Below are 18,224 nucleotides of genomic sequence, written 5' to 3'. Positions count from 1 at the left end.
TTAAATCACTTTGCTTGCTCTGGATTGGAAATCGACCCCATGAATAGAATCGTATCCGTTTCGTCATCCGTTATCGTAAAAAAGAATGGTCGATTCACTTCCATAACGAATGGTTCATTAATCGGTGCGGACGTAATCCCCATTTCGATACCCGTTACAGCCGCCGCTTCGGTCCCTTCTTCACTAACATCAATATAAGTTTTTTGTTTTACGTTTGTTATGGATAATTGGTCATCTTCGTTGATCATCTTTGAGAAATTTGCATTTCCATCAAATGCTGAATTCATGCCTAAGCTTTTGAGTGCCTCGTTTAAAGAAGCTTCAAATTCCAATTGAAATTTTGGCAGGTAAATTGTGCCTTCTTCCACTTCAAATTCATTTTGCCAAGCTGTCCAGTTCTCGTTCGTTAGTGTTGACCTAAATTCTTCGAGACTTGAATTTTCTTTCGGTAAGAATACCTTCATACTCATTTCACCGTCTCCATACGGCAAGCGAATGGCTTGGAACGCTTCATTTTCAAGATAGTCAAATTCAGCTTTCATCGTCATTAATGGGACGTCTTTTACAGAACCCCCTGGTAGCTGAAATGGTCGATCTGTTGTTTCGTTCTTATCGAACTCTTGCGTCCAACTGCCTTTAAAGTAAATGGCATTAATCAGAACTGCCACTAAATTAGCATCTAACGGAGAATCTACAATCTCTTCAATTTTGTCGTTTGTTGATTTTTTCACCCAATCATTGATTTGATCAGGTGATTTACTGTCTGTTATGTCTATTTCAGTGATTTCTGCATTGAAGTAATCTGTCGTGTTGCTGGAAAACTCTTTTTGAAATGAAAATTGATCACTAAGCCAGATAGAATTTGCGATGTTTAACTGTAAGTCATCTTCTTCTTTATCAAGACTAGACATTATTGAAGCGTTCGCTTTATTTAGGTCTTCAACTGAAATCCCTTCTGCTTGTAGAACCTCAGCAATTTCTTCTTTTGTTGTACCATCCGCACCGTTATAGATCATTGACAACGCCATAAATAAACTTGTAGGCGAGATGAACATATTATTGTTTTCATCAGGTTCAACTTCTTGTAAAAGCTTGAAACCTAGTTCATTATTCGGTGAAACAATCTTTTCATAGTCTTTTTCCTCAAACGCCACGTCTTTTGAAATTTCTAGTCCCCCTGACTTATTTTCTGTTCCACATCCTGTAATCACTACTAGCAAACTTACTATAAATAGAATCAGTATTTTTTTCACTGTATTCACCTTCCCTTTTGACGATTAGACTGTTATCAGTTGGAAAAGTTACATAAAAATAGAAAAGCTGATCCAATACCAGTGAGGTGAATTAGGATCAGCTGTAATTATTCAATTACCTATAGTTTGTGTTCTTAAACAAATTCCTTTACGAACTCTTCAATTACAACACCACGTTTTTTCAGTTCTGCAATATAAAGGTCACCAGGCACCATTTTTTCTGGCGGGTAAGCCCCACGTTTTGTAATTTTACCCGTTCCAATCATTTGCGCAACAATCGACATTGTATTTGCGGTTGCACGTGCCATTGCCGTGACATTTTTCGACGTATCTTTTTCGGTGATTAAATCATATTCATAGGTCACCATGACACCATCTTTTTCCCCTATAACGAGTACCCGTAAAAGTACTGCATCCGATTTATCACCCAGTCGAAGTTGCGGAGAGAGATGTTCTCTCATCACATCTCTTACTTTCACTTTTTTGCCCTCAACTGTTACTTCGTTATCCCGTGCGAGTAGCCCTAAATCGACAAGTAACTGGAATTTTTCCGCATGGCCTTTATAGCGAATCGTTTTATACTCCAATGTTTCTACATGAGAAAAAGATTCTGTCAGCGTTGATGTACCGCCTGATGTATGAAAGGCTTCAAGTTCCCCATACTTGTCAAATTCAATCATTTCAATTTCAGATAGCGATGCGATTTCCTTTAATTCACCATTTCTAATCACATGTGATGAATCGGTATAATGGTCGAAAACACCTTCTAATGAAAAGACGACATTATAATTTAAAGGTGGTTCCGGATTGACGGGTATTCCACCAACATATAATTTAATCGATTTAACTTTGTCTAGTTTTTCAGCACCATAACCTGTAAGTATATTGATCATACCGGGAGCAACACCCAAATCCGGTATAATCGTCACCCCTTTTTCAATCGCTTTTTCCTTTAAGGCAAGCACAACTTCTGTCGCCCCTCCGATATGCCCCCCTAGGTCAATCGAGTGAACGCCTCTTTCGATAGCCGTTCTAGCAACCTTTTCATTAAATGTATAGAAAAGCGCGTTTACAACGACATCCCCAAGCGCCATTACATCACTTAACTGCTCATCATTTGTCGCATCGAGCAGTAATATATCGAGTTTGTCAGACATGAGTTCTTCTGCAAAGTCCTCCGCTTGTCGAACATTTAAATCTGCTAAATATACTTTTGACACGTCATCGCTTTTCACCAAATCACGTGCTGTTTCTTTCCCCATTAAACCTGCTCCCAGTACGACTACTTTCATTTCCCCATCCCCTTACGTCTGTCTGTTTAGTATCCCTATTCAAACCACCAAGAAAACGACACTCATTCGTCTGTTATGAATTATCAATTTGTGCTCGTTGTAATTTACCACTAAAGTCTACGTAAATACTTTTCCATTCTGTGAACACATCGAGTGCAGCTACACCAGAATCACGGTGACCATTTCCAGTCCCTTTTGTCCCACCAAAAGGTAAGTGGATCTCCGCACCTGTTGTACCGGCGTTTACATAGACAATTCCCGTGTCAAGATCCCGTTGTGCTTGGAATATTTTATTGACATCACGTGAGAAAATTGAACTTGAAAGTCCGTAAATGACGCTATTGTTTACTTCGATGGCCTCTTCTAAACTCGCAACTTCAATGAGTGAAACAACTGGTCCGAATATTTCTTCTTGCGCAATACGGCTATCCCACTTAACATCTGTGAATAATGTCGGTTCGAAATAATGCCCTTTCGCTAAATCCCCATCGGTTAATACATTCCCACCGACTAATAGCTTTGCGCCTTCCTCTTTTCCAATTTCTACATAACTTGAAATCTTCTCTAAAGCTTTTTCGTTAATGACCGGCCCTACTTTGACAGATTCATCTAAACCATTTCCAATCGTTAGTTGTTTCATTTCTTCCAATAATTTTCGTTCAAGCTCTTCTTTGACATCTTTATGCACGATGACTCGGCTACAAGCTGTACAGCGTTGACCTGCTGTACCAAATGCGCTCCAAAGTATACCTTCTACTGCTAGATCAATATCTGCATCTTCTAAGACGATTACCGCATTTTTTCCACCCATTTCAAGCGAGACCTTTTTCAAATGGCGTCCACCTGTTTCAGCAACATGTCTACCTGTTTCCGTTGACCCTGTAAATGAAATGACGCGTACATCTGGATGTTCGATCAATGCGCTTCCCACTTCTAACCCTGAGCCAAAGACGATATTCGCAACCCCTTCTGGAAGTCCCACTTCGTCAAAAATAAGCCCCATCTCATAGGCCATCATCGGTGTTTCAGTTGCAGGTTTCCAAATAAATGTATTGCCCGCTACGATTGCTGGAAACGACTTCCAAGTTGCAATGGCCACCGGGAAATTCCATGGTGTAATCAAACCCACAACACCAATTGGTGCGCGCACACTCATTGCGAATTTATCTTGCAGCTCTGACGGTACGGTTTCTCCGAAAAGTCGTCTACCTTCACCCGCCATATAAAAAGCCATGTCAATTCCTTCTTGGACTTCACCGCGTGCCTCTTCAATGACTTTCCCCATCTCAGTCGTAAGCACCTGGGCTAAATGTTCTTTTTTCTCTTTCATAATCCGACCAATTTCATATAGGAAATCAGCACGTTTTGGTGCGGGGACAAGCGCCCACTCTTTTTGCGCTTTCTTCGCAGCCATTACTGCCTGATCAACATCTTCGCTAGTTGACAACCTAACTTGTGCAACTTCTTCACTGTTTGCGGGATTTTTTACTGCCGTGTAGTTTCCATTCCCCGCTTCTTGCCATTTCCCATTAATATAGTTGTTCAATTGCATGTTAAACATTCCCCTCTCTTTTCTATCTTGACCCAGTCTCTCGAAAACGCTTACAACGATACCCTTTCGACAGCATTCCTGATAATCCTTTTTTTAACTGGAAATTTCTTCGTGATCATTCGTTAAATATCAAAAAACCTTCTAGTCATCGTACTTCGACGACTAGAAGGTTTTACTGTTCAGACTTGAATTTATTGATTAAAGTGGGAACCGCCAAGTATTTGAATAACCTTAATTACTTTCAACTTCCCCATCCATTTCCACGATAAATTCATGAAGTTTATTGGATTGATTGGTCATGGAGCTAACGGAGACATTAAATAACTTCGCGATTTCTGTTTGGCTCATTATGTGGTCATCAAACGCAGAAACTTCAAGGAATGCGTGTAAAAATGCGGCTGCCATTACTTCTGGCTTCTTGAATTTAGGTTGTTTCTCAACTAAATAAGTGAGGATTATATTCTCAACCTTCTCAGGCTGGACTGCTTGAATACTCAAAAAAGCTAAGTTTTTATAATAGATATCCAATGCTTCTTGTTGAATATCCGACAATTCTGTTTCCGCGAAATCTTCGGTAGCACCTTTAGATCCGGAAAGGATACCATGATAGATATCAATCATATGCATTTTATAAAAATCATTACTATTATGAAAACCACTTGATTCTGCTAGTTTTGACATTTCATTTGTAAAGCTATTATTGTCATTTTCAACAAAAAGCAGTGAAGTAATTATCAGAACGCCATTCTCATGAATCCGATTATCGGGTAAGGCAACACCAAACACGGCCTCACCTATATAGACAGGCATATCTTTTTCTTTTTCGATGTAATAAGTTCCTTCTCCTAGCACTTCTTTAACTACGACCCAATCATTCTTTTCTTCGGTTATTTTACCAAAGAGAACGATTGGTTCTTGCCAACTCTCTACAATTTCACGAACTGCACTTCGGACAGGAGCATTTAATACTTTTATTAAATAACGTTTCCAAAGATCTCTACGGGCAACGAAAAAGTAGTATTCGCTCGCTGCAACATCTATCTCTTCTTCATTCCAAAAATCACTGAGTTTACTCAGCCACTCTCTTTTATAAATTTCGTATTCTGCATTAATCGCAGATGTGATTGGCTGTTCATACATTCCGCTAATCGTACGATTTAACTCGTCTTCAACGAGCGTCTCTATTGGCACTTCACTTTTACTCAAGCAACATTTCTTATATTTCTTCCCACTACCGCACGGGCATGGTTCATTTCTTTGTGTCATACCAATCTCTCCTATTGCACTCTTTACCCTACTATAACAGAATTTAAAATGCCCCGCATTGGTTAACTCAACCTTTGCGAAGCACTATGAGCTATTTCATTTTGTTTTTAAGTCATCCTTAGGTGGTGTGACACGTTTAATGAAGAACGTTAGTATTAATGCGCCTACTGCAACAATTGTGGAAATGAAAAATGCAAAGTTGATCCCGTCGAGCATCGCTTGTTTTTCAAGTTGATCTTGTAATACTTTCAGTCCTGCTTCGGTTGTTGGCACGTTACCAGCTGCTTTCGCTTCTTCAAATAGTGCATCACCCGTTGACTCCATTCTTGTAGTCATAACTGTTAATAGAACTGCAGAACCGATTGCGCCTGAAACTTGTTGCAACGTACTATTCATCGCAGTTCCATGCGGATTGGAGATCATTGGTAATTGGTTTAAACCATTTGTCATAACCGGCATCATAACCATTGAAATCCCAAACATTCGAACTGTATAAAGCATCATTATATAGTAGTAACCTGAATCCATTCCAAGTTCACTTAAATAATAAGTGGTGACGATTGTGATCGTTAAGCCAATAATTGCCATCGTACGTGCACCGTATTTATCAAAAAGACGTCCGGTAATTGGCGACATAATCCCCATTAATACTGCACCAGGCAGCATCAATATCCCCGCTTCAAATGGTGATATCCCACGAACGCTTTGAACATAAAGAGGTGTTAGAATCATCGCTGAAAACATCGCGATTGAAAGAACGACTGAGATTGCAGATGACAATGCAAACATCGGATGTTTATAAATTTTAAAATCGAGCATGGGTTCATCCAAACGAATTTGACGAACGACGAATGTAATCAATGAAACTGCCCCAACAATAATTGTTCCGTAGACGATTGGATCAGCCCAACCTCTATCGCCTGCAGAACTAAACCCATATAGTAGCCCTCCGAATCCAATACTTGAAAGGACAAGAGAGAATAGATCAATTTTCACATCACGATTTGGCGTGATATTTTTTAATCTTATAATCGCGTAAACTAATGTAAATACCGCAAACGGCAGAACGATACCAAATAACGTTCTCCATGAGTACTGCTCAATTATCCATCCTGAAAGCGTTGGTCCGATCGCTGGTGCTGTAAACATCACAAGACCGAAAAGGCCCATCGCAGAACCTCTTTTTTCTACCGGAAAAGCGACAAGCATTATATTCATTAATAATGGCATCATCATTGCAGAACCCGCTGCCTGAATCATTCTCGCTACGATTAACAAACCAAATGTTGGTGTAACTATTGCAATCAATGTTCCTATTGAAAAAAGAGACATCGCTGTAATAAACAAACTTCTATTTGTGAATTTTTGTATGAAAAAGGCACTTGCCGGTATTAAAATACCATTTACCAACATGAATCCTGTTGTTAACCACTGTACAGCAGATGGACTAACTTGAAACTCATCCATAATGGTAGGTAAGGCAATATTCAATAACGTATTATTTAGGAATGCGACAAATGCACCTACGAAAAGAATTGCAATCATACCATATGGAGGTTTCTCATGCATTTTTTTAATATCCATCTATTCTCCCCCCAATGTCTTTGTTTTTTAATCACTTAACATATGTTATACTCATTGTATAAATATATCAACCATTTCATTTCAACATAAAACATTTACTGTGATGAGTGCATTTAGATACTCATTTTAAATTATACTCGTAGTCCAAAGGTGGTCGTTATAATGAATGAACGCAAAAGAAAAGTGATTGAAGTTGCTCAACAATTATTCACAGAAAAGGGATTCAATTCAACATCCATTCAAGATATATTAGATGCTTCAAAAATTTCAAAAGGAACATTTTACAATTATTTCTCTTCGAAAAATGAATGTTTAATAGCAATTTTAGAAAATGGTAGAGAAGAAACAGCCATACGACGACAAGAATTACTTGCGGGGAAAGATCAGGCAGATAAAGAAATCCTTGCAAATCAAATCTCGGTAAGACAACAAGTAAACATGGATCTCAATCTAATGCCGATTTTCGAAGCGATTCTGCATTCGGGGGACGCGGAGCTACGCGAATTCGCGAAAAAATATCATCTAGCCGAGTTATCCTGGCTATCGAACCGTTTTGTCGATATATATGGAGCTAAAGCAGCCCCTTACGCAACCGATTGTGCTGTCATGACAATTGGCATTATACACCATATGGTTCATGTTTGGACAACCGCTAATTTAGTGGAAAATATCAATACAAATGACCTTTCACGATTTGCATTAAGACGAATCGACTCAATTATTCCATCTATGATTGCAGAAAACGATAATTTACTTTCAGGCATTACATTTGCTGATGTCGGAACATTAAATTCACCTAACAGGGAACAGTTAATAAAAAAACTTGTCCAGTTCAATCAGAAAGTCCAATCGCTTCATCCAGATTCAAAACAGTATATCGACTTTATCATCGAGGAAATTTCTAGCGAACAACCGCGCGTTGTTCTGCTCGAAACTATTACACGATCTTTTCGACAATCTTTTATTAAAACGCCCTATGATCTCGAAACCCGTGAACTCGCAGCTAGTATTTGGGGATACTTGGAAACATTGAAGTAAATAAATTGTGGATGTAGTGGGGTTGCACTTATTAAATATGTTCAGGTTAGTACTTCTAAGTTTTTGCTTGCACATCACAGGGGTTTGCTTGCAGTTAGAGTGTTTTCGTTGCAATTGAATGGAGTTTGCTGGCAGTTACCCGGCTTTTGCTTGCAAGTCGGGATCTTACACCCATCGTAAAAGCTATAATTTTCTAAAAAAACGATTACCTGACTTTTCAGGTAATCGCAATTACTATATTTTTTTCTTGACCCATTAATAACTATCTTTTATTCCCACCACTTAATAATAACCAGATATACCGCGCCTCTTCTTCGCTACCTGGCACGACTTCTTGAAGTTTTGGATAGGGAATCGGCTTTGTTTTGAAAGTTTGTAAATGTAAAACGTGACCATTCGCCTTTCGCGCGGCTTGAAGCATTTCATCTGCATTCGATGAATCGCCTTCTGACCCATCATGCTCCAGTTTCCAATCAAGATACAAGTACGCCGCATCATTCGCTGACCCTTTTTCATAGCGAATCAGGATTTCGGCAGCTTCTTCAAAACGTTTTGCATGTAGCAATGAAGCAACCGCCTCGTACCGAGCACCTTGATTGTCAATGCGATTCATTTTCAATAAATCTAAAAACAATGAAGCCGCTTCATCGTATTCCCCGTTACTAAACAAATTGACACCATACGAAAAGGCTGCACGCATAAAGGGACGATTGGGGATGTTTTGCCACGGGTTTTCACCAGGTTCAAACGTGCGACTTGCATACTTAATCGCTTTTTCGAACAACTCCACAGTACGGTCATGATCTTGTTCTATCTCCGCCTTCAATAACAACGCGTCAGCATTATTGTTATCCATTTCAAATGCACTTTTAGCAAGCGCTCGACGTGCTTCTTCGGTTTCTGCTAGATAAGCTTCATAAGAAAGAAGTTGCGCACGACTACCCGACACTGTTGGTTTTCTTTCAGGTTGAACAACGCCGCCTGTTGTCATTGATGTTTCCCATAATGCCTTCTCAGTTGGTCGTGGATCTGTCCCAATATCATAAATGCGGGCAGCAACTGGCTCATCACCACTGTCCATCATATTCGCATATAACGAAGCCAATTCTTTAGCATAAACGGTTGTCCCCTGATCAGATGCCTCAAATTTCTCTATAATATCCTCATCGGCCAAGCCTGTGCCTTGTATGACACCGATTTCAATACCTGTTTTTACGGCTGCTGCCACAAAGTCCTCCTCAACTGTAGCACCCTGGCTTTCATTCAGAAAATAGGCCACGCCTAGTTTGTGCATAATTTCTCTTGAGTCTGCAGTTTGTTCTAACGTACGAAGCGCAGTGTCTAACATCGTTAGTGCATTTAATTGCTCGTCCGCTAGTACTTCCTCTACAAGTTCATTCATCGAAGCCATACTTCTTTTGATAAACAAATCGTAAATATCAAGTGTGTGATCAACAATAAATTGTTCAATTGTCTTCTCACTCACAGCATCCCGTAGCTCAATCAAGGACTTTTTCGTTTGTTTACTCCATTTCGCTAGAAATAGCATAGAGGAAACAGGTGCGATGGCTTGTTCACCTTTTCTTGAATCACGTAGGACAACACCAAATAACAGCGTGCCGATATCCGTCGGCATGCCTTCGTTTCGTGTCATTTTAAAAGTACTCTCTTCAAAAAGAGTTTTTACATAAATAAATTTCGCATCTGCTTCTGTTATCTCTGCCAACAACATCATTGGCTCGTCCCACTCTTTCAACACGTTTCGAACAACTTCTCTTTTGGTCAAGCTAAGTTGTTGCCCAATATACGAATACCATCCTTTATTATTTTGGATGAATAAATAAAACTCACTAGAGGCCTCTTCTACGTCCTCTTTTTCCCAACTATCGGTTAGTCGAGTCGACCATTTTCGCATCAGCGTAGTCATTTCTTCTCGTTCCAAGCCAATTGGATAGTTATCGAAAAAACCGGTCAAAATCCGGTCTAGCTCTTCATTTACAATCAATTCAACTAGATCTGTTTGCTTTGAACCACAACATTTTTTATATTTTTTTCCACTACCACAATGGCAGGGATCATTACGACCAATCACAAAACTTCCCCCTTCAGCGTACACCTAATTACTTTCGTCTAATTGTTTGGCCAGCAACATCTACAACTTGCTTGACAGATTCTGCAACCAGGCTACCGATTAACTTACTTGCTTCGCCCCAGAAACCCTCTCCACGACGGATAAGATTATAAATGGTTTTCTCACACAATTGTTTGTCATGATACAGTTTATCGATTGCCCTATTACTTGCGTTTTTAACTTCTTTTAGCGCATTCATTCTTTCTTGATATAATTCTGGGAAGAATGAGGCGTATGTCTCATTTGATAGCAATCGCTCTACCTTTTCTGCTTTTCTTAAAGTCTGATCATAATACTTTATCTGCTCTTCGATGACATACTGTAGATTAAGGTACTCTTCAATTTTCACGATATCTTTTCGTCGTACTTTTTGTGCTTTACAAAGTTTAATGGCTCTTTGTACATCGTACTTTCTTGAATGATGCGTTGGATTGTAATCTTGTACAAGTAGCTTTTCTTCATTGTGTAATGCTTCTGGATATGCATTGTAAAATAAATCATTAAAATTCGTTAATATTACTTTGATTTCCCGTATGGCTAGACGGTCGTATGTATTTTTCGGATAGTAGCGTTCCATCTGAGTGGATTGTTTCTTCATCCTACTGAAATAATTTCCAATGCCAAAAAAATAAATCATATGCCCCCTCCGTTCCAATTTTCTATTATTATTTAAAGGCTGTTGCAGCTTTAATGGCTTTTTGCCACCCCGCATAGAGTTCATCACGGGAACTGTCCGTCATTTCTGGTTCGAACTGTTTATCTAATTGCCAATGCTTTTTTATTTCTGAACGATCCTTCCAAAATCCAACTGCGAGTCCAGCTAAATAAGCTGCACCGATGGCTGTCGTTTCATTGATCATCGGTCTTTCAACGGGAACATTTAATAAATCACTTTGGAACTGCATCAAAAAGTCGTTTTTGACTGCCCCACCATCGACTCTTAAAGTTTTCAGTGTAATGCCTGAATCAGCTTCCATAGCAGCTAACACATCTTTCGTTTGATAGGCGAGTGCTTCTAATGTCGCACGAATAAAATGCTCTTTCGTTGTACCCCGTGTCAATCCGAATACAGCACCCCGCACATCGCTATCCCAATAAGGTGCCCCAAGGCCAACAAAGGCAGGCACTACATATACACCTTCTGTTGACGAAACGCGTTCGGCATATTGCTCACTATCCGCTGAATTCCTGAACATCCGCAGTCCATCCCGTAACCATTGAATGGCTGATCCCGCAACAAAAATACTACCTTCTAGTGCATATTCAACTTTCCCATCGATGCCCCAAGCAATGGTAGTTAACAAGCCGTGTTCTGATTTTACCGCTTTGTCACCTGTGTTCATCAGCATGAAACAGCCAGTACCATAAGTATTTTTCACCATGCCACTTTCAAAACACGTCTGGCCAAATAATGCAGCATGTTGGTCACCTGCAATCCCTGCAATTGGCGCTTCATGACCGAAGAAATGGATGTTGTCCGTATACGTATAGATTTCAGACGATGACTTAACTTCCGGTAACATGGAAGTTGGCACCCCTAATATCTCCAGTAGTTCTTCATCCCACTTCAAGTCATAGATGTTATACATGAGCGTTCTAGATGCATTCGTATAATCTGTGACATGTGCTTTTCCACTGGATAATTTCCATACAAGCCAGGTATCAATCGTTCCAAAAAGCAATTCTCCACGATCGGCTTTGTCTCTTGCACCTTCCACATTATCTAAGATCCATTTCACTTTCGTCCCTGAGAAGTAGGCGTCAATTAACAGGCCTGTCTTGTTCCGAAATGTATCATGATGACCTGCAGTTTTTAGTTCTTCACAAATATCTGCAGTTTGCCGAGATTGCCAGACAATTGCATGATAAATAGGCCTGCCTGTTTTTTTATCCCAGACTACCGTCGTTTCTCTTTGATTGGTAATTCCGATGCCTGCGATTTGTTCTGCGAGAATATTTTTCTCTGATAGCACACTAGCGATTACCGCCAATATAGAGCTCCATATTTCGTTTGCATTATGTTCTACCCAACCAGGGTTAGGAAAATATTGCTTGAATTCTTTTTGTGCAGTATGGACAACTTCACCTTTTTGATTAAATAGAATTGCCCGCGAACTAGTCGTGCCTTGATCGAGTGCTAGCATATATTTTTCCGTCATATTTTCACCCTCATTTCACATGGATAAGAAACCTTATTATTATTATCGTCTAATTCGTCCAACAATACAAAAAAACAGTAGCGACTTGGATGGGAGATTCCAAGTCGCTACATTTATATAAACCAATAATATGGGGGATCCTAAAAAACGATAACTCAGTGAGTACTTGAACAATCCATTATGTTGGAACTTCTACTGGGCTAGTTTCTACCGGTGGGACTTGCACTTCTGTTTCTTTACCTTTTTCAAATAATTTTCTAAATCGTCCAGAAACGCCTAGTAATTTTTGCTGTAAATCCATAGCAGGTTCTAATCCGGTAATACTTATCTGATAAGAACGAACCATGGCGATGGTGACTATCGGATCTACAAGTGCCCGCTTAATAGATATGGTAAACACAAAAGCTCCAGCTAACGCGATAAAACTAAGAAAGGTTTCTAGACCAGGATTATTGGCTGCAATTAGTCTCGTTATGCCCATGAATGGTAAAGCGAAAACGATAAAAGTAATGAAGCTGAATGCGTAAATACAAACGACAGCAGCAGTCGATGTTTTTAGGATACCTTTCCAACTTTGTGCATACAACACAACACCATCTGACGCTGATTTCCAAACTGATTCTTCTCGTTGCTCATTCTTCCGTAAAATAATGTAACTAACAACAGCCTCATCTATATAATTCAAACTCACGGACATGATTGCATTAATGATACCGATGATATTTTTAGCGCCAGGGACAAAACTAAACGCTTCCCCCACGCGTAACGTCCATCTTTGAATTTGTTTAACAGCACCATGAATCGCTTTATCAACCACAAAGGCAACGTTTGCGGAACCAAAATTTTGTTTCACTTGTTCTTTTCCGTATGCGATTTGCCCTTTTCCTTCTGGGATTGTTCCCGTTTTTAAGAGTTCAACAACGACAGAAATATGGGCCACCTTCACCATGTATAATACATAACGCTCTAAAAACTTTAGTCCACCATAGATCGTACCGAATGCCAGCACCATCACAATGAGAAAAGCAGTCGAGCTTTCACCAAATATCTTCAATAGCAAAAAACCAATTCCGATCATAATCGCTAGAAAAATGATCGCTGCCACAACAAATAATCCGTAGATAGCGAATCGGGCAAATAAAAACGGCAATGTCCGATTCACTAACTTCATGACAGACATCTATTAACCTCCTTCTCCTCATCAAAATCAATTTCAACTTACAATTTTCCATTTATAGTTGCTTCGGTGCCGAGTGCTCTTCTGCTAACTTTCCAACAATCGGAAGCTTGAATGTTTTTCCTTGATAAGCTTGATAGGCCATGAAAATTAGCAAGATGAAAGTGGCCGGCATAATAAGAAAGTAATAGGGTCCGCTTATGATTAAGCCCAATAATCCAAGTTTCATCGCAGATAATATACCTGTAATGATCGCAACTGCTATGGATGCAACAAATAGAACAAGTGACAACATGATTACTTGTAACGCATGGAAACGAACAAACTTATTTTCCTTTTCCATAAAGAAAAAGATGAGTCCAATGATTGGGAAATGGCAAAGTAAAGCTGCAATATTTTCTTCAAGCCCTGACGACGTTGATTTTTTTTCAGCGGTGGCTGCAATTGCTTCCATAGCTGTTGGTGCTTCTTCTTTGAAAATGGTTTGTTTCCCGATAGAAACTTCATCATCTGATTGAAAGTGTCCGTTATCTGGCACTTTAATTCCCCCTTATTGTTCATTTAATAAAAGTATAATGTCTGAAGGTTAAGTTAACGTTAAGACTCGAAACTTCTTTTATTAAATTTAATCAACCTAATGCGAACTTATACCCAAAACCCCTAGCCGTTTGAATGTATTGCGGTTTTGTTGGGTCAATCTCAAGTTTTTTGCGCAAATTACTAATATGCACTTTTACAGTTTGTGGACTACCATCTGAGTAATAGCCCCAAATATGGTCATACAATTGTTCTGCTGGCCAAATACGATTTGGTTCCTTCGCCATTAAGGCCAGTAGTTTAAATTCCTTATTTGACAGTGGAATTTTCTCGCCACGTACAGTTAACTCACACTTCAACAAGTCAATTTGGATATCATCTACCCGAATCATTGAAGTGACTACATTTTCGACATCCATTCTCACCCAATTCTTTCGTCTAAAGACGGCTTCAATACGCGCTTCCAGTTCATGAAAGTCAAAAGGTTTTGTGATAAAATCGTCCGCACCAATTTCAATTCCTTCAATTCGATCTGACAATTCTTTTTTGCAGCTAACAAATAATATAGGAACATTAGAAAATGTCCGAATTTCTTTACAAGCCTCAAAACCATCCATACCAGGCATTTCAATGTCAAGTAATACTAAGTCAATAGCATGACTGCGAACCCCATCAATTGCTTCTGATCCATTCTCCGCACCCAGGACGCTATAGCCTTTTTTCATCAAGTAGAGTTGAATCAGTTCACGTATTCCATCTTCATCATCAACAACTAAAATTCGTTCCCCTGCCATTTCTAGCCCTCCAATCATTTCCTATTTGCCCTTAGTGGTAGTTCGATAGTAAATGTGGTCCCTTTCCCAATTTCACTTTCGACATCAATCGTTCCACTATGCAATAATATTATTTCCTTTGTGATGGCTAAACCTAATCCAGTGCCCTTTGAATCTAAACTTGTCGGACCCCCATTTCCTCGATAATAACGTTCAAAAATAAATGGCAAACTTTCTGTCGGAATTCCAAATCCATTGTCCGAGATTCGAATAGACACTTTCCAATCAGATTCAATCATTTCGTTTCCAATAATTTTTGCAACGAGCGTTATCTTGCCCTTCCCTGGTAATGTGTGCTTTACAGCATTCCAAATAATATTAGAAAAAGCTTGGCTTAATCGATCCACATCCCCGGTAATCACTGCCCTTTTATCGTCAATTTCCGTGTGCGTGAATTCTCTCCCGCTTCGTTGTAAGTCATATAACAACCCATTCGTTAACTGTCCAAACCACTCAGCAAATCTCATCTCTTTCAAATTAATACTGATGTGCGCTGACTTTAACTTGGATAATTCAAATAGATCTTTTGTCAATCGATTTAACATATTTAATTTCTCTTGAACCATTTCTAAATAGCGCGGATTATCCTCTTGAATAACGCCTTCTTGTACGGCTTGAATATAGTTTTGAATTAATGTAATCGGAGTCGCTAGCTCGTGAGAAATACTGGATAATAGCAACGCTCTGGACTCTTCCATATTTTTCAGTTCTTCATTGACAAGGATAAGATCCGTATTCGTTTCTTCAAGCGCAGATGTCCTCTCTTTTACAATTTCTTCGAGTGAACGATTAATAGCCGTGAGTTCATTATTCAATTTACCTAGGCTAATAAGTGTTTCAACTCGCGCAAGAAGTTCTTCTTTATCACAAGGTTTTGCAAGATAATCGTTGGCACCCATTTCAAAAGCAGTTACCCTATCGTACAACTGCGTTTTTGCAGTTAACATGAGAATCGGGAGTTCCATTAAGCTATATTTTTTTCTTAATTCTTTTGTCACTTCAAAACCAGAAAGCTTCGGCATCATCACATCGACGATTAATAAATCAAATTCACCTTTACTCATAATCGAAAGGACTTCTTCCCCATCTGATGCAGCGACAACTTCATAACCTTCCAATGTTAGATTATTAATCAGAACTTGTAAGTTTACGGGTTCGTCATCTGCAATTAGAATCTTTGAAAAGGTTCCTTTAGCCGTTTTGGAGGGTAATTTCTCTATAGGGGCACTCGGCAAAAATGCAGCGACAAATCCGTCGACTGCAAGGCTACTTGCAACCTCGTCATTCGTCGTTACTTTTTCGTAAATCGGCAGCGTAAAGCTAAATGTCGATCCAACCCCTAGTTTAGAATCCACCATTACCTCTCCATCTAACAACTCAACAAGTCGCTTTGTGATGCTAAGTCCTATGCCCGTTCCCCCGACCTCCCTCTGATCTGTGTTATTGACTTGATGAAAAGAGTTGAAAATTGACGGTAAATTGCTTTCTGGAATTCCTTTTCCGGTATCTATAATCGATATTTCTAAGTAATTTTCTAGCTGCTTCGCAGTAATCGTAATCATTCCATGGTCTGTATATTTAATGGCATTTCCAATCAAGTTATATAGAATTTGAATAAGCCGATCTTGATCAGCTCGAACAGTAGGTAATGATTCTTGTACGGTATTTATAATCTTTATAGACTTCCCTCTCACTAAAGGGTTACAAATCGCAAGGACGATATTGATCATTTCATGCAATTTGACGCGCTGCACTTTTATTTCAATTGAATTATGCTTTAACTTCGCAAAGTCAAGAATGTCATTGACAAGATTCGTGAGTCGCTTTCCGCTACTACTGATCATGGACAATTGATGATCCATTGAATTTGTTACTTTTCCTTCTACACCGTCTCGAAGTGATTCTGCTATCCCAATAATTCCGTAAAGGGGTGTTCGCAATTCATGCGACGTAATCGCAAGAAATTCATCTTTTATGGCATCAGCGCGTTTTAAACTTTCCACAGCTTCTGCTTGGCTCCTTCTCGCTTGAAGTTCAGCGGTCTCTTTTTCGAGTCGCAAAATATTAATACGGTCAGCTAGCGCTAATGATAATAGAATAACTTCCAGCGTGGCCGCGATTTGAACAGCGTATTTCGACCAGAAGTTTAGCGGGATATAGGCTCCGTCAGCTAATGCAGAAATTGCTATACCTAAAATAAAAATAATCCATGCGATCAAAAAGAAACGTGCCTGTCTAGCTCCTTTTTGCATACAAATTAAGCCGACTCCTATAATTGTAAAAATAGATATCAGCATAAGTGGGATGACTGCATTAAGCGCAATTTTATATGATATGAAAAAAACGATAAATAGGTTCAATGCATTTAATATGATAAGCATTCTACCTATCTTCTTAAATTGTGGTAGATATCGTTTCGTATCGAGAAAGCTTTCGGTAAATAAGATACACGAAATGAGTCCGAAACCTATAAAGACAATGGCTGATCGATGATTAAACCAAGGAATATCTGGCCATATATATTGAAAACCTAGCCCGTTCATTGCTGCATTCGCAAAGATTGAACCCATGATTACGAGTACATAATATAAATAACTTCGATGATGCAAACTTAAGTATAGAAATAAGTTATACAATGCCATTGAGATTAGCGCACCATAGAAAATACCCAAATAAATAAATTCCAATTGTGTTTTCTTTATAAATTCATCTTTTCCCCATAAAATAACAGGAAGTTGCATGGAACCCCCTGTTTCGATTCGAAGGATGATTCGCCTTGAATCGCCAGGTTGAATTTTCACATCGAAGACGTGATTTCGATGGGATACTTTACGTTGATGAAAGGGATAAGCTTGACCGAGTATATTTTCTTCAAAGTTACCTTCGGATGTCTCGCTATAACTAGTCACTTTTTCAAGAGGCGGATAACTAATTTCTAGGTACCAATCTTCAATATCGGATGTATTCTCTAGCTGAAAAGCCGCCCAATAAACAGAATCGATATACCCAAAGGTCGGAATTCCTTTTTTTGTTTGCGTGAACCGACTAAAGGTTTCTTCTTTAACAACATCATCAATTGTTAATACTTTTTCCTTGTCCTGTAGAATGAACATTTTCTCGTAAACTTTTACTTCTTTACTACTGGGAGTTAGCCTAATCTGTTGCTCTTCTCCATTAAATGAATAAGTAGGGTGACTAAATGTAAAGAGAGCGACAATCAAAAACAGCATAAGAATAGAAAACATTCTTTTTCTAAACATATAATCCCCCCCACTCAAGTTGATTTTAATATTCTGAAAGTTACATCTATTATACATGACAACAGATGTCTTAATAACTAATATTTAAAATATTAATGAGTAAAACCCTTTCCTATAATTAGAAAAGGGTTTTCAATCTTAT

Annotated in this window: 13 protein-coding genes; 1 reads left to right on the top strand and 12 read right to left on the bottom strand. The window is 39.0% G+C overall.

Features of this window, described 5'->3' with window-relative positions:
• Positions 1–5 precede the first annotated feature (5 nt).
• The 5 genes from AC25Y1_RS14680 to AC25Y1_RS14660 all read right to left on the bottom strand — a co-directional run bounded on the left by AC25Y1_RS14680 (position 6) and on the right by AC25Y1_RS14660 (position 6,947).
• Positions 6–1,253: a serpin family protein gene (locus tag AC25Y1_RS14680; RefSeq protein WP_488148748.1), complete on the bottom strand. Its 1,248-nt coding sequence runs from the start codon at positions 1,251–1,253 to the stop codon at positions 6–8.
• 134 nt (positions 1,254–1,387) lie between these two features.
• A complete protein-coding gene (locus AC25Y1_RS14675) occupies positions 1,388–2,545 on the bottom strand; it encodes a saccharopine dehydrogenase family protein (protein ID WP_488148747.1) in 1,158 nt (385 codons plus the stop codon).
• Positions 2,546–2,618: 73 nt separating this feature from the next.
• Complete coding sequence (locus tag AC25Y1_RS14670) at positions 2,619–4,097, bottom strand: aldehyde dehydrogenase family protein (protein WP_488148746.1); 1,479 nt, start codon at positions 4,095–4,097, stop codon at positions 2,619–2,621.
• A 231-nt stretch (positions 4,098–4,328) separates the two neighbouring features.
• The gene (locus AC25Y1_RS14665; protein WP_488148745.1) at positions 4,329–5,363 is read right to left on the bottom strand and encodes an SEC-C domain-containing protein; all 1,035 of its coding nucleotides are present in this window, start codon (positions 5,361–5,363) and stop codon (positions 4,329–4,331) included.
• A 96-nt stretch (positions 5,364–5,459) separates the two neighbouring features.
• Positions 5,460–6,947 carry a DHA2 family efflux MFS transporter permease subunit gene (locus AC25Y1_RS14660; RefSeq protein ID WP_488148744.1) on the bottom strand — a complete coding sequence of 496 codons (1,488 nt, stop codon included), beginning with the start codon at positions 6,945–6,947 and terminating at the stop codon, positions 5,460–5,462.
• A gap of 162 nt (positions 6,948–7,109) precedes the next feature.
• On the opposite strand from AC25Y1_RS14660, the gene AC25Y1_RS14655 reads away from it, so the two are divergent.
• A complete protein-coding gene (locus tag AC25Y1_RS14655; protein WP_488148743.1) occupies positions 7,110–7,985 on the top strand; it encodes a TetR/AcrR family transcriptional regulator in 876 nt (291 codons plus the stop codon).
• A gap of 262 nt (positions 7,986–8,247) precedes the next feature.
• Here AC25Y1_RS14655 and AC25Y1_RS14650 read toward each other — a convergent pair whose 3' ends face one another.
• The 7 genes from AC25Y1_RS14650 to AC25Y1_RS14620 form a co-directional block, all read right to left on the bottom strand.
• Positions 8,248–10,077, bottom strand: coding sequence for an SEC-C metal-binding domain-containing protein (locus AC25Y1_RS14650; RefSeq protein WP_488148742.1), 1,830 nt, complete (start codon positions 10,075–10,077; stop codon positions 8,248–8,250).
• Between the two features lie 28 nt (positions 10,078–10,105).
• A complete protein-coding gene (locus AC25Y1_RS14645; RefSeq protein WP_488148741.1) occupies positions 10,106–10,753 on the bottom strand; it encodes a hypothetical protein in 648 nt (215 codons plus the stop codon).
• Between the two features lie 28 nt (positions 10,754–10,781).
• Positions 10,782–12,275, bottom strand: coding sequence for a glycerol kinase GlpK (gene glpK, locus AC25Y1_RS14640; protein WP_488148740.1), 1,494 nt, complete (start codon positions 12,273–12,275; stop codon positions 10,782–10,784).
• A 178-nt stretch (positions 12,276–12,453) separates the two neighbouring features.
• On the bottom strand, positions 12,454–13,455 hold the full coding sequence (locus AC25Y1_RS14635; RefSeq protein WP_488148739.1) for a hypothetical protein: 1,002 nt from the start codon (positions 13,453–13,455) through the stop codon (positions 12,454–12,456).
• A gap of 52 nt (positions 13,456–13,507) precedes the next feature.
• Positions 13,508–13,990: a DUF4870 domain-containing protein gene (locus AC25Y1_RS14630; protein WP_488148738.1), complete on the bottom strand. Its 483-nt coding sequence runs from the start codon at positions 13,988–13,990 to the stop codon at positions 13,508–13,510.
• Positions 13,991–14,081: 91 nt separating this feature from the next.
• Positions 14,082–14,783, bottom strand: coding sequence for a response regulator transcription factor (locus tag AC25Y1_RS14625; RefSeq protein WP_488148737.1), 702 nt, complete (start codon positions 14,781–14,783; stop codon positions 14,082–14,084).
• 14 nt (positions 14,784–14,797) lie between these two features.
• Positions 14,798–18,082: an ATP-binding protein gene (locus tag AC25Y1_RS14620; RefSeq protein ID WP_488148736.1), complete on the bottom strand. Its 3,285-nt coding sequence runs from the start codon at positions 18,080–18,082 to the stop codon at positions 14,798–14,800.
• Between the last annotated feature and the right edge of the window lie 142 nt (positions 18,083–18,224).

The sequence above is a fragment of the Sporosarcina sp. Y1009 genome, from assembly GCF_057669865.1.
The sequence above is the reverse complement of the archived record's forward strand: the minus strand, read 5'-3'. Positions and strand labels throughout refer to the sequence as shown.

Coding starts and splice junctions, on each gene's coding strand:
- AC25Y1_RS14675 (WP_488148747.1), bottom strand. CDS start 2,545: ATGAAAGTAGTCGTACTGGGAGCAGGTTTAATGGGGAAAGAAACAGCA.
- AC25Y1_RS14670 (WP_488148746.1), bottom strand. CDS start 4,097: ATGCAATTGAACAACTATATTAATGGGAAATGGCAAGAAGCGGGGAAT.
- AC25Y1_RS14665 (WP_488148745.1), bottom strand. CDS start 5,363: ATGACACAAAGAAATGAACCATGCCCGTGCGGTAGTGGGAAGAAATAT.
- AC25Y1_RS14660 (WP_488148744.1), bottom strand. CDS start 6,947: ATGGATATTAAAAAAATGCATGAGAAACCTCCATATGGTATGATTGCA.
- AC25Y1_RS14655 (WP_488148743.1), top strand. CDS start 7,110: ATGAATGAACGCAAAAGAAAAGTGATTGAAGTTGCTCAACAATTATTC.
- AC25Y1_RS14645 (WP_488148741.1), bottom strand. CDS start 10,753: ATGATTTATTTTTTTGGCATTGGAAATTATTTCAGTAGGATGAAGAAA.
- glpK (WP_488148740.1), bottom strand. CDS start 12,275: ATGACGGAAAAATATATGCTAGCACTCGATCAAGGCACGACTAGTTCG.
- AC25Y1_RS14635 (WP_488148739.1), bottom strand. CDS start 13,455: ATGTCTGTCATGAAGTTAGTGAATCGGACATTGCCGTTTTTATTTGCC.
- AC25Y1_RS14625 (WP_488148737.1), bottom strand. CDS start 14,783: ATGGCAGGGGAACGAATTTTAGTTGTTGATGATGAAGATGGAATACGT.
- AC25Y1_RS14620 (WP_488148736.1), bottom strand. CDS start 18,082: ATGTTTAGAAAAAGAATGTTTTCTATTCTTATGCTGTTTTTGATTGTC.